The sequence below is a fragment of the Pirellulimonas nuda genome, assembly GCF_007750855.1.
Classification (GTDB): domain Bacteria; phylum Planctomycetota; class Planctomycetia; order Pirellulales; family Lacipirellulaceae; genus Pirellulimonas; species Pirellulimonas nuda.
In genome coordinates, this window is the sequence record NZ_CP036291.1 from 3,239,881 (window position 1) to 3,253,252 (window position 13,372).

Genomic DNA, 13,372 nt, shown 5'->3' on the forward strand with positions numbered 1-13,372 from the left:
GCGAGGGGGCCTATTCTGCTTTGTATTTCAGGTGCTCAAGAACCTCTTCGGGAGCGCGGAACTCGTATTCCACGGCCTCCCCGTCGCGCACCTGCCGGATCCCCTCGAGAACGATCTTGTCGCTGGCGTTGAGCCCCTCGTTGATCAAGTAGATGTCGTCCTGTTCGCTGAGGATGACGATTTCGCGCTGGTGGACCACGCCTTCTTGTAGGTCATTTCCGGCTTCATGACCGGAGGCCTGGTGGTCGGAATGCTGCTCCGCACTCTTCTTAGAGACTTGCTCGTTGCCGGCGCTGTGGCTTGCGCCCCCGACCGGTTCGGCGTGCGCTGCGTGCCCCGTCTCCTCCATCGCTTTCCCCTCCGTCTCTTCCCCTTCGCCTGCGTCCCCCACCACGTACGCGTACTTCTTGGCGAGGATCTCGTATGTGGCCCGCTGGGGGATCACTACGGCGTCCTTCACCACGTGGCTCACCAGCACGGTGCCGGTTTGACCGTGACGCAGCAGGTGGTCCGGGTTGGGGAAGTCGGCGCGGAAGGCGATGTTGCCGGTCTCGTTGTTGAAGTCCGCCTCGATGGCCCCGATCTTGCCCTCGTACGGGAACTTCTCGCCGTTGGCGAGCATGAGCTCGATCTTGAGCGCCTCCCGGTTCTTGCCGGCCTCGTACTCCAGGTAGCGGGCCTCGGGGACGTTGAAGTAGACCCACATCACGTTGTTGTCCGACAACGTCGTGAGCACGTCCCCCTCCGCGATCAGGCTCCCCTGCTGCATGCGCTGCGTGTCGATGATGCCCTCAAACGGCGCCTCGATCGTGGCGAAGTCGAGCTCGGCCCGAGTCAGGTCGACCTTGGACTGGGCTTTCGCCAGCTTGGCCTTTGCGAGCGCCACCTCGGGCTGCGCGACGACGTTCTGTTGATACAACCGCTGAGTGTTGTCCAGCTCGATCTGCGCAAGCTGGGCCTCGGCGATCTCTGAGTTCAGCCGCGCCTGATAGAGGACCGGGAGGATCTTGAACAGCAGGTCGCCCTCCTTGACCGCTTGGCCCTCTTGCACTGAGATCTTCTCGAGGTAGCCCCCCTCCAGGGCGCAGACCTCAATATGGCGCCACGAGTGGATCTGGCAGACGTACTGCTGCGTGCTGACGACATCCTTCACCACCGGGCGGGTGACCAGAATTTTGTGGGCCTCTTCGTGCTCCTTTTGCGCGGGTTTGTCGCAGCCAGCAAGGATCGCCAGGCCCAGCGACACAAGGATGGCCGGCAGCGGTAATAATCTCATAGCGTGGGTGCTCAATGATCGCGTCCCTGGGCGTGGCCCAGATCGCACGGCGAGAATGGGGGCGGGCGGGGAGTGGTGGGGCAATTGGAAAGGTCCAGGCCCGCGACGGGTCACGGCAAGCGAGCGTCTGGTTATGTGTTGCAGCTCAGTGGTGCGGTTGTATCTCGATGTTCGCCGCCCCAGGGCGGAGCGTGTGACGCGTCGCGGTCTGAGGGACCACGACGCCCTCCCGTATAAGCGGCACATTCGGCAGATCATAGACGACCAATCGTCTCGAAGTTGTTTACAATTCCGTAAGGGACTTCGGTGGTGCGTCTAGCGCGGCGCCAAGTGCGGCGCCGCGACGCGACATCTTGGCGGGCAGGGGCCCTGCTTACGGCACAAGAGCAGCGTGCGTGGCGTGTCGGTCTTGACGCCTTTTGCAAGCATCGAACCTTGCGCCCACTCGGGGGCGAACCCGATGGGTTGCTACCGGTCGGACACAGAAACGGTTGGTGGCCAAGAATGGCCGTCGCAACCGGCGTAGCAATCGGAAACACTGACGGGTTGGCGCGCGCCTCGCCGTGGCGTTGAGGTGCGCCCCTTTTTGTCGAAGAAGTGTCCGCTGAGGCCGGCGGTGCGATGCTGTCCCTGATGGCGCCGACGGCGTAAGTCGTGATTTTTCGGTCAATCGTGGGGGCGCCGCGGGCCGTACGGGGGGTTTTGTCCGAAAACCCAGCGGCGGGGGGGCGGACAAAAGGGACAAAACGCTTACGTGGAGTCTGTCGATGTCCCGTTCCGAGGTTCGGCGCCACCCAAACCAGCCAGACCCGACCGAAACGCCGGGCCGGCGAACCCGCAGCGATCGGAGGGCCGCGGCCCGTCCGCACTGCCCGAGGAAGGGGTCGATCTAGCGCCGGCCTTGATTGACGCAGCTTGCCCACCTGGACAAAATGCCGCTACCGCGAACGTCTGACTTCTCCCAACGGAAACAGACCTTGGAATCAGGTTCTTCCATTCAGCACGAGCCCGAGCCGTCCGCGAGGTCGCGCTGGTTTCATCGCGCCGCGGCGCTGGAGCCGGGGGCGATCGACCAACTGTTCACGCTCTACCGTCCGCTGATGTTGAAGCTGGCGAACGACCGGCTCCAGGGGCCGATCCGTCGCAAGGTCGCCCCCTCGGACGTGGTTCAGACGACGGTGATGAAGGCGCTCGAGGCGTTTCCGAAACAGCGGTTCGGCGGGAGGCGGCAGTTCGTCGCTTGGCTTCGGACGCTGCTGCGGAACGAGGCGATCGACGTGCAGCGTAGGTATTGCTGTTCACAGCGGCGTGACATCGCGCGCGAAACGCCCCTTTGCAACGCAGAGACCAAGGACTGGCTAGCGAGGATTTCCGCCAGTGTCTCCTGCGGTGGCGTGGGGGGGCTCGGGACAGAGACCAGCATCGACGCCTTGTTGGCCGCAATGGACCGCCTGCCGGCGCACTACCGCCTGGTGCTCCGGCTGCGTTACTACGACCGTCTGCGTTTCGACGCCATCGCAGAGAAGCTCGAACGAAGCTCCAACGCCACTCGGATGCTGCACCAACGGGCCCTAGCAAAGTTGTTGGCAGAGACATCGCGGGGGCTCGGACTCTCGCCGTCCGCCAGCCAGCCGGAGGTGAAGCGGTGAGCACGCCTTCCGACGACACGCGGAACGAGGATCTTGCCGCGATCCGGCTCGCCCAACAGAGCATCGACGTGCAGAGCGGCGACCCACCTGACGAACCGGGTATCGACCCTGCCACTGCGATCGAGGTAGCGCAGCTTGCCTCAGCCCTCGACGTGCTCGGCCGCTTTCAGGTCGGGGCGGCGCCGGCAGAACCAGGCGAGGCGTCTGACCCCCTTACGATAGGTCGGTTCGAGATCCTCGGCGAGCGGGGCCGTGGCGGGTTTGGCATCGTGCTGCAGGCGTTCGACCCCGGCCTGCAGCGCACCGTCGCCTTGAAGGTCCCCCGACCTGAGCGTCTCCTGGCCGGGCATCCAGCGGCCGATTTCATCCGCGAGGCCCAGCTCGCGGCGCGGCTCGATCACCCGGGGATCGTCCCGGTTTACGAAGCCCAGCAGCACGGCCCGGTGTGGTACATCGCGTCGGCCTACTGCGACGGGCCAACGCTTGGCGAGTGGCTCGAACACGATCCTTGTAAGGGACGGACGCGTCGCGCCGTGGTGGACATCCTTGCGCAGATCGCCGAAGCGGTTCAGTTTGCGCACACGCACGGGGTCCTCCACCTCGACCTCCAGCCCGAGAACGTGCTGCTGGACCTCGACCACCCCGGCTTCGCCCCGCGTGCGATGGTCAACGACTTCGGCCTGGCCGGCACCCTGGACGGCCCCTCTCCCGCCAAGCAGGGCCGCGTCGCGGGGACCCCGGCGTTCATGGCGCCCGAGCAACGCAGCGGCCACGCATCGCAAATCGGCGTAGCGACCGATGTGTACGGATTGGGGGCGATACTTAACGTTGCGCTGCGTCAGTCGGAGGGCCCAGAACGCACAGGCGTGCCGCCGCTCGTGCGGGGAGGCGGCCCGGCGACCAGCCTGGTTTCGCGAGACCTGGAGGCGATTGCGGCAAGGTGTACGCAGACTGATCCGAACGAGCGTTACGGGTCGGCCGGCGAGGTTGCCGCCGATTTGCGCAGAGCGCTGCGTGGCGAAGAAGTCACCGCGCGGCCGCTAGGGGTTGTCGGATCGAAGTTGCGCGTGATCCGGAAGCGGCCCGCGGCTGTCGCGGTCGCCACGTTATCGGTCGCGGCGTTGATGGGAGGAGCAGTGCGGTGGGGCCAGCAAACAGAGGCCGTGCAGACGCCGGCGGCGCATCAAGTCGCAGTGCGGGGCGGCTCCGGTGCACTTCAACAGTCGCTGGTGAGCCTGTCGTCGATGGCGCTGGCCGGATCGCTTGCGCCCGGCCCCATCGCAGCAAGGCTTCCAACGAGTGGTCTAGCCGACTCGATCTTGAGCGAACTGCGGGAATGGTCCGAATCGACCGGGTGCGACGAGGACGCCCGCAACGCACTTTGGATTGTCGAGCAGAACCTCGGGGGCTTGGGAGGCAGGCTCCCCGGTTCGGACCAAGAGTTTTGCGACGGCGTATCGGCGTGGGTAGAGGTGATCCGACAGAATCCAGCAGAACCGCTTTGGCGCCGGGCGTTGGTAGTGCACTTGTTCGCCTACACCAGAGCCGCGAAGGGGGAGGATTGGCTCTGGTGGCGGGCAGAGTCTACCGCGGGTCTAAACGCCCTGCTAGGAAACCTCCGCGGTTTGCCTGAGCTGTACGCGATGGTGCTTGTAGAACATGCCCAGAACGAGATCTCCCAAAACCACCGCAGACGCGCCCTGCCCTGCCTCGTTGCCGCGGCCGAGGTGCTCGGCTCACAAGAAGGCGCCGATGCTTCTACTGATCGTTGCTTGGTGATCGACGCCAACGCTCGCCTTGCGACGCTTGCGTGCAAGTTGAATCGTTACGATATCGCCGAGAACGCGGCCCAAACAGCCGTCTGCTTCGCGCAGGGTTCGCCCCCGCCGGCAGAGTGCAGCGAACGGATACGCACCGCGGCTTGCGCGGCCTATCGGGCCGAATCGCGGCTCCGCTGGCGCGACGGTTCGCCCGACGCGGCCCTCGCCGCCCTTGCATGTGCGGCCGCCTATCGTGAGGCCGCGCTTCAAGCGGACCCCGGGTCGATTGAGAAGCTTCTTTCGCTCTCTCTGCTTCACCACCGTGTGGGCAATCTGCACTTGCGGCACGGGGACGATGCGGGCGCTGCTGAGGCATTTCGACAAGAACTGGCCATCGTCAACCAGGGGCTCGCCGAACCACACAACGAGAACCCGTCGCTACTGCGCCGCCGCGCTCACGCAGGCAGGCTGCTGGCGACATGCCTTCAGGCTTCCGAGGACTCAGCCGGCGCGATCGCGGCGTTGGAGCAGGCGGTGCTGGATTTCGAGCGGGCCAAGCTGAACGCGGAAGTAGAACGCTCGGTATGGTTGGCGGCGGCGGAGGCCTGGCAGGACTTGGCGAGACTCTACCGAGAAGCGGAGCGCCCGCAAGAAGCCGCGGACGCTTACAGGTCTTCGATCGCGGTTGCCGCTCGCGGTGAGCGCTTGTTGGGGGGGCACAGCCAGCTATCTGACACGGCCGACCGCGGCCGGAGCGGACTGGCGCGCGTCGTGGCGGCGGACCAGGCGTCGCCCCTCCAGAGCGGAGCGGGTGTCGATTTGTAGCAGCCCCGGCCCAGGCGAGGCCATGCTGGAGCGGACGTTTCGGACTTCTTGCGAACCGCCCGCGGCTAGGGCTTGGAGTGGCCGGTCGAGTCAGCAATCACTGTGAGCCGTCAAACTCGGACGGCTATCGGCACTAACACGGTTCGATCGCGGCAGCCGGCGAATCATGTCGCGCAAAAAGAAATGAGAGTTCATCTCTCTGCAGCTCTTGGCGACATGCCTTGCGCCGGACGACGCCCGTCGCAGTGCGGGGCAAGGTCCCGGGCGCCACAAGGACGATCTGCTTTGGCGAGCCGCGCAGGGATTCGGGAAGCGCGTCGTGGATGCGATCGACAGTCTCATGAGCGACGGCCGAACACGGAAGGGCCGACGCCGGCAGCTCGACAAGCAGCACGAGCCACTCGGAGCCGTGGCGATCGGCAACAAAGCAGGCAACGGCGCATGGCGGGCCGAATCCCAAGGCGTCTGCAACGATGGTTTCGACCCTCTGCGGCGAGAGCCGCAGTCGGCGGATCGAACCGGCCCCGTGGAGAGAGCCCTCGGAGGAAGATAGGTCGCTCGGCCAAGGCTCCGGCGAGCTGGGCGTCATGCTGCTCATAGAAAGTGAGGAATCGCGCAACGGCCATCGTCCGAGCGGAACGCGAGCCGCCCGGCTGTCCGCCATCAGGAATTAAGGAGGGGGATCGGCTTCGGTATTCGCCGTCGACTCGTGGCCTTCGGAGGGGCCCGTAGGCCGATCCACCCCCTTACTGCCTGAAACTTGGCGCACCCGGCGGGGCCTGGTCCGCTCTTCCCCTACCCGCATAGACGCAGACCTTTCAGGAATGTAACGCGGGAAAACGACCGATCTTCGAATTCGTGGAGGCTGGCATTGAGTGCGGCAGTCCGCATCCTGGGCCCCTGTCTCAAGCACCGGTGACGTCGCCCCGGGTTGCGGCGACCGCGGGCGACTTGCCACCCGACCCGGCACGTCGTCCCCGCAGCGTCAGGCGACGCGGCTGCCAACCGACAGGGCGGTCAAGTCGCCGGCCAACAGGCGTGCGACCGGTTCGGTCCGCTCGATACGCTGCAGGACCCCTTTGAGCGCGGCGGTCATCGGCACCGCCAGGAGCATCCCGACAAAGCCCCAGATGGCGTACCACACCATCAGAGAAAGCAGCACGACGATCGGGTGCAGGTCGAACGAAGAGCCCATCATGCGCGGCTCGACGATGTTGCCGCCGACTAGTTGCACGCCGCACGACAAGACGCTGGCGGCGATCATAGACGCGAGGCTGAGGTCCGGGTGCAGCCAGATAAGCGGTAGGGGCAGAACGCACGTCGCCAAGGGGCCAAAGTTGGGGATGTAGTTCAGCAGAAAGGTGAGCATCCCCAGCAACAGCGCCAGCGGCACCTGAAAAAGGGCGAGCACCATCCATACAGCCACCCCGGTGCCGACGGAGATGACGGTCTTCAGCACGATATACTCGCGCAGCTTGCCTTCGACCATTCGCCACAGCTCGCTGTCTTGGTTGGCGGACTGGCTTGCCCCCAGCAGCAGGAAGAGCATGTAGATCAGCACGACACCGAGCGATCCGAAGAGCGACACCATGCCGCCGAGCAGCCAGTCTTGAGCCGTCTTCGCCCCCCGGCGGGCGGCGAGCTGCAGTCGGTTAAGGCTGGTCTTGTCCTCGTCGCCATCGGCCGGCGGCAGAAGATTAAATCGATCGGCGAAAGTCGCAAGCTGCTTGGCCGCCGCGGCGGCGCGGCGTTGGTAGGCATCGTTGGTGGCGAGCTGATCGATCGATGAAGCGACCGCGCCGCCGAGCGCCAACAGCAGAACCAGCCCCAGCAAGAACGCGGCGGCGACCGCGGCGATCCGGCTCGGCAGCAGGCTACGCTGCAGCAGATCGAGGATCGGCTTCAGCCCTACAGTAAAAAAGAGGGCCACGACGAACGGGACGAGCACCGGGCGGAGGAGATATAGCAGGACGCCGACCGTGGCCGCGGCCAGCACCGAGAGACATCGGCCCTGCCAGCGGAGCTCGGCAACTACCGCCTCCATCCCTGCCGCTTCTGCCGGCTCGTACTCATTCTTCACGCGCTGATGCTCTCCCTGGGTTGCTCGGCTTGCACCGGCTCGCCTGCCGACTGCTGCCGCAACTCGCCAACTATACTGAGGCCGTACGCGAACCGCCACCGAGATCGACTCAGAGGATCTTCGCCTGGTCCGCTAGGAACGTTGGGCCCAAGAGGCCGGCGAGCGAGGACGTTTGAGTTCCGCTGACGATCTCTCGGCCGACCCCTAAGCCGGCCCGAGTCTCGCGAGCCGCACGACCAATCTGCGTCACGACGCGTCGCCCCCCGGTGATTGCTTCGCTGTGGAAGCCGTCCGGATCTACGCTCGCAAGGAAGAGAAAGCCGACGACTAAGCCCCCGGCGGCGACGTCGCTCGCGTACCCGCGGCGCGGAGCGCCTCGGCATCGCCAAGCATTCGCAAAGAATAAAATACTTGACTATTCCTGGAAGGCCTTGTACCGTCACAAACTGTTGCAGGGCTAATCAATTCATTGCTCGTCGTCCCTGCCGCAGATCGCCTCGCCCCCGTCAATCACCCACAGGTTTGCGGGTGCGAGAACTTGTGCACGATGGCTAAGGTTGGCCGAGTCTTATCAGATCGGAGCGTGACGCGATGGAGGGCAGACTTTGCCGCACCCAGACCTGCATGAAGCACGGTTCGCATCGTCCAGCGTCTGGACGGGAAGAGCGAAGGCTCTGCCAGATGCACGGTACGGCGGGGCTCCCGACGGACGAGGCGCCCCTTGACCCGACCGTCAAGACATCGAGGTCGCTCCGCAATCGTGACGGGAGAGTCGAGCGTTGCGGCGAGTCGATGGCTCGGGGGCGGCGTGTTGCGTGTGACTCCATCAGACCTTGGACTGCGGGATGGCCCGAACTCGTCGGATTTCGGCGCCGGGGAAGGGAGATTGTGAGCGGTGGCGGTCCTCGTTCTGGACCGCTGTACGCCATGTCTGTCTCCGATCTCGGGGCGTCTCCTCCAGAATGGTCTCGAAATCCGGTGCGGATGCCTGAGCATCGGGTCCGCCGACGGGCCCAATGAGCTCGGCCACCTTGTCCCTCAAGTAACTTATCTCAGATCACTCATCCCACTCCGCAGGTGCCCTCGATGTCTCGCCGCTCGCGCCATCGTTCATTGCGATTCACGCTCACTCAAAAAGCCCCAGTTGAGCGTACGCGTCAGAGGCGGCGACTATTCGAGCCTCTAGAACTGCGGCATATGTTGGCGGGCGACGGGCTGGTCGGTCCCTACCTCGATCCGCAAGAGCCCAGCAGTTTGGCGGGCGCCCCTGCCGACGCCGCCAATGTGGGCGTCGCCACGCTAGAGCCGGCCGCGGCGATTCAATCGGGCGAGTTGCGTCTGTGGCACAAGTTGACGCTCGACTTCGAGGGGCCGCAGACCAGCGAGGGAGCGAGCAACAACCCGTTTATGAACTACCGGTTGGACGTGACGTTTACCCACCAACAGTCGGGGCAAACCTACGTCGTGCCCGGATACTACGCCGCGGACGGCAACGCGGGCAACACGCACGCCACGAGCGGAAACATCTGGAGGGTCCACTTTGCCCCCGACCTGCTCGGCGAATGGAGCTACGCAGCGTCCTTCCGTGCGGGCGCCAACGTGGCGGTCAACAGCAATCCGTTGGCGGGCGCATCGGCCGGGTTCTTCGACGGAGAAGGGGGTACGTTCACCATCATTGAGACTGACAAGACCGGGATCGACCTGCGCGGCAAGGGGCGCCTGGAGTACGTCGGCGAGCACTACTTGCAGTTCGCCGGAACGGGCGAGTACTTCCTCAAGCAGGGGCCAGACGCGCCAGAGAACCTGCTTGCGTACAGCGACTTCGACGGCAACTTCAAGTCTGACGGCCAGAAGGACAACCTGGTCAAGGACTATCAACCCCACGTTCAGGATTGGAACGTCGGGGATCCGACGTGGGACAGCGAAGACGCGGGGACGGCGCAGGACAACGGCAAGGGGCTCATCGGCGCCGTAAACTACTTGGCGTCCGAAGGTCAGAACGCCTTCTCTTTCCTGACCATGAACATCAACGGCGATGATCAGAACGTTTTCCCGTACACAGACTACAACGAACGACTGCGGATCGACGTGTCGAAGCTCGACCAGTGGGAGAAGGTCTTTGAGCACGGTGACCACATGGGGATGTACCTGCACTTCAAGACGCAGGAAACGGAGAACGATCAACTGCTCGATGGGGGCGCGCTGGGTAACGAGCGGAAGTTGTACTACCGTGAGCTGATCGCACGTTTTAGTCATCACTTGGCGTTGAACTGGAACCTGGGCGAAGAAAACACGAACACGACGCAGCAACGGAAGGATTTTGCCCAATTCTTCTACGACAACGATCCGTATCGTCACAACGTGGTGATCCACACGTATCCGGGGCAGCACAACAGCGTCTACACCCCGCTTCTGGGGAACGCCTCGAAGCTTACCGGCGCGTCGATCCAGACCGGCAACTCAAACTTTGCCGACGTGCACGGCGCAGTGACCACTTGGGTGACCAACTCGGCGAACGCCGGCAAGAAGTGGGTGGTTGCGGTCGACGAGCCCGGCGACGCGCAGCACGCGATCCAACCCGATTACGACGCCGGCAACACCCACGTCGACGGCCGCAAGAACGCCCTATGGGGGACGCTGATGGGGGGCGGAGCGGGCAACGAGTGGTACTTCGGCTACGCTCACGACCACTCCGATCTGTCCCTGAACGATTTCCGCAGCCGCGATCAGTGGTGGGACTACACCCGCTACGCGCTAGAGTTCTTCAATGACAATGACATCCCGTTCTGGGAGATGCAAAACGACGACGGCATTTCTTCCGCTAGCAACGACTACGGCTTCTACAAGCCGGGCGAGGTGTACGTCGCTTACCTCAAGAACGGCGGCACCACCAACATCAACTTGGCGGCCGCCTCGGGCCAACTGGAGGTGAAGTGGTTCGACCCGCGCAACGGCGGCGAACTGCAGAACGGCTCGGTGACTTCTGTCGCCGGCGGCGCCTCCCGCGGCGTCGGCCAGGCGCCCAACAGCACGGGGCAGGACTGGGTGGTTCTGGTCCGCGTGCCGCTGATCGAAGATCAGGGTCCCTTCCAGGACGTCCCGCTCGCGATCGCCGACGGCGCGATCATCCAGTTTGAGAACTACGATGTCGGGGGAGAAGGCAAGGCCTACCACGACTCTGACACGATTTCTCAGGGCAACCACTCTCGCGGTGGCGGCGTCGACGGCGGACCCGCGGAAGGCGCTTCAGGCGAACGCATCGGCTGGACCGTCGACGGCGAATGGCTGGAGTACACGGTTGATCCGGTCGCCGGAACGTACTACGCGTCGATCCGCTACGCGTCGGGCGCCGCGACCGTCGGCGACGTTCGGCTGCTGATCGGCGACGGCCCCGATGGCGAGAACTTCACGGAACTGGGGACGTTTGACCTCCAGAACACGGGGGGCTGGACCGATTGGGATTTCGTCACCCTGCCGGGCGTCACCCTCCCCGCAGGTGAGGGCTTGGTGCTCCGGGCCGAGATCATCGGGGGCGGTTTTGACCTCGACTTTATCGAGTTCACCACCGACGCGCCCGTGAACTCGCCGCCGGTCGTTGCGATCGACGACGTGACCCAGGTGATCGAGGGGAGTGGCGGCGCGAATGTACACCAGGAGCAGAACGGCTTGGTGGTAATCGAGGTAGAGAACACCACCTCCGACCTCGGCCTGTGGAACGAGGAGTCCTCCTACGCCAACTTCACCGGCGACGGATACTTGCAGTTTACCGGAAACAACCCTTCGAGTGGCCCGCCCAATTCGCCGCTGGAGTACCGCTTCAAGATCAACCAGTCAGGGCTGTACTACTTGCATATGTACGTCGCGCGCGACACCACGCATGGCCAGGCAAGCGACCTCAGCAACGACGCTTACGTACGCGTCGAGGGAGACTACAACGCCGGCCCGAACCCTGGAAACAGCCACGGAGACGACGCTCCGCTCAGCATGCTGATGAGCGACACAAAGTTCTTTGGCGGAAACGCGAACGCCTTTGCATGGGCGTCGGGGAACCGGCTCGACCCTGGGGGTGAGACCAACAAACGCGTCGCGATCTACGACTTTAAAGCGGGCGAGGAGTACACGCTGGTCGTCTCCGGGCGGTCGCAGTGGTTCAGCGCTGACCGCCTCGTGTTCCGTCACGAAAGCGTCAGCAGCGGGGCCGCGCAAAACCTGAGCAACCCGGAGTCGACGCAATCGGGCGACGAACCCACTGTGCTGGGCTACCAGATTGACGCCACGGTTTCCGACGACTTCCGCAACTTCCACCCGCCGCAATTGCAGTGGACGAAGATTTCGGGCCCCGGAACCGTGGGCTTTGACGACCCGAATGCTGAAGATGTATTGGCGACGTTCAGCGTCGATGGAACCTACACCTTGCAATTGTCGGCTTTTGACGGCGAGCACACGACGACCCAAACGGTCGTCGTCAACGCGGTCATGACTCCGAATTCAGCCCCGACGGTCGACGCCGGCGCCGATCAGTCGATCAAGCTGCCGATCAACAGCGTGAACCTGACTGGATTGGCTTCGGACGACGGCCTGCCTGGAGCCGGGCTTTCCACGCAGTGGTCGATCGTGTCGGCGCCCGCCGGCGGCAACGTAACCTTTGGGGACGCTACTGCGGCCGCAACCACCGCCGCGTTCACCCTGGCGGGAGACTACGTCCTGCGGCTGACGGCCGACGACGGCGACCAGTCGGCCTTCGACGACGTCGCGGTCACGGTCCGGAGCGAGCTGGAGCCGGTCGTCTTCAACCCGATCGACGACGCCTACCTCGAGAACACTACCCCGTTCAATGACCAGTATCTCAAGGTAGAAGACGCATCGCGGACGCGTACAAGCTTCCTCAAGTTCGACGTCGCTGGCATCGACGGATTCAACGTCACGTCCGCAACGCTTCGGCTGAACGTTAATGGCGACGCCGGCAATGGCGTGGTTACGGCCTACGCCGGCAGCCACAACAACTGGACCGAAACCACCATTACCAACGGCAACAAACCGGCGGCCGGCGCGGCTTTGGACAGCGTGACCGGAACCCATGCTTTGGGCCAGTGGAAAGAGTTTGACGTAACCACGGCGGTCACAGGGAGCGGACAGGTCTCGTTCGTGATCCAGATCGCGGCCGGCAACGACGTCTGGTTCAGCTCCAGCGAGGGAGCGAGCCCACCGGAGTTGATTGTGGAGGTCGCCGCGATCCCCAGTCTGCCCGGGGATTACGATGGGAACCTCATGGTCGAGCAGGCTGACTACGACGTCTGGAAGTCCAACTTCGGCAGCACGACCCAGCTAGCCGCCGATGGCAACAACGACGGCGTTGTTGACGCCGCCGACTACACGGTTTGGCGTGACAATCTGGGCCGGTCGTTGCCGGCTGTCGCGCCGGCGATCTCCCTTGCGTCTGCCGTTGCAGAGGCGTCTCCCGAGTCGGAAACGTCGCCTCTCGCGTCGCTGCTTTCCATCGCGTCCGACGCGGCCCGCGACGCTTCCTACGCTTCCCTGGCGGTCGCGGACGAGGGGCCCGGCTTGGCCAGCAGCCGAGACCTGTTGCTCCTTCATGATTGGCCCGGACTTACCTCGGGCGCCGCCGACGGGGCGCGCGAACACGCCGCAGTCGACCAGGCCATGGCGGAAGAGGATCCCGAGAACGAGTACCGGCCGCTTGCTAGGCAAGTATTTACGGAAGTTTAGCGACGGCGCCTGCCGTGGACGGTCGTTGCCTCTGCTCGGCTTGCGCCCAGTGCGA

Annotated in this window: 5 protein-coding genes; 3 read left to right on the forward strand and 2 right to left on the reverse strand. The window is 64.3% G+C overall.

The window, feature by feature from the left end:
• Nucleotides 1-10: 10 nt before the first annotated feature.
• Nucleotides 11-1,276 (reverse strand): efflux RND transporter periplasmic adaptor subunit, encoded by a 1,266-nt coding sequence (locus tag Pla175_RS12825; RefSeq protein WP_145285286.1) that lies wholly within the window; start codon nucleotides 1,274-1,276, stop codon nucleotides 11-13.
• A 977-nt stretch (nucleotides 1,277-2,253) separates the two neighbouring features.
• Between Pla175_RS12825 and Pla175_RS12830 the strand changes: the two genes are divergently transcribed.
• Together Pla175_RS12830 and Pla175_RS12835 are read left to right on the forward strand one after the other, a co-directional pair.
• Complete coding sequence (locus tag Pla175_RS12830; RefSeq protein ID WP_197527480.1) at nucleotides 2,254-2,925, forward strand: sigma-70 family RNA polymerase sigma factor; 672 nt, start codon at nucleotides 2,254-2,256, stop codon at nucleotides 2,923-2,925.
• Nucleotides 2,922-5,510, forward strand: coding sequence for a serine/threonine-protein kinase (locus Pla175_RS12835; protein ID WP_197527481.1), 2,589 nt, complete (start codon nucleotides 2,922-2,924; stop codon nucleotides 5,508-5,510). Before Pla175_RS12830 ends, Pla175_RS12835 begins: the two co-directional genes overlap by 4 nt.
• Before the next feature lie 985 nt (nucleotides 5,511-6,495).
• On the opposite strand, the gene Pla175_RS12840 is transcribed toward Pla175_RS12835, so the two are convergent.
• Nucleotides 6,496-7,590 carry an AI-2E family transporter gene (locus Pla175_RS12840; RefSeq protein ID WP_145285297.1) on the reverse strand — a complete coding sequence of 365 codons (1,095 nt, stop codon included), beginning with the start codon at nucleotides 7,588-7,590 and terminating at the stop codon, nucleotides 6,496-6,498.
• A gap of 1,197 nt (nucleotides 7,591-8,787) precedes the next feature.
• On the opposite strand from Pla175_RS12840, the gene Pla175_RS12845 reads away from it, so the two are divergent.
• Nucleotides 8,788-13,317 carry a CBM96 family carbohydrate-binding protein gene (locus Pla175_RS12845; protein ID WP_145285300.1) on the forward strand — a complete coding sequence of 1,510 codons (4,530 nt, stop codon included), beginning with the start codon at nucleotides 8,788-8,790 and terminating at the stop codon, nucleotides 13,315-13,317.
• The last annotated feature ends 55 nt before the right edge of the window (nucleotides 13,318-13,372 follow it).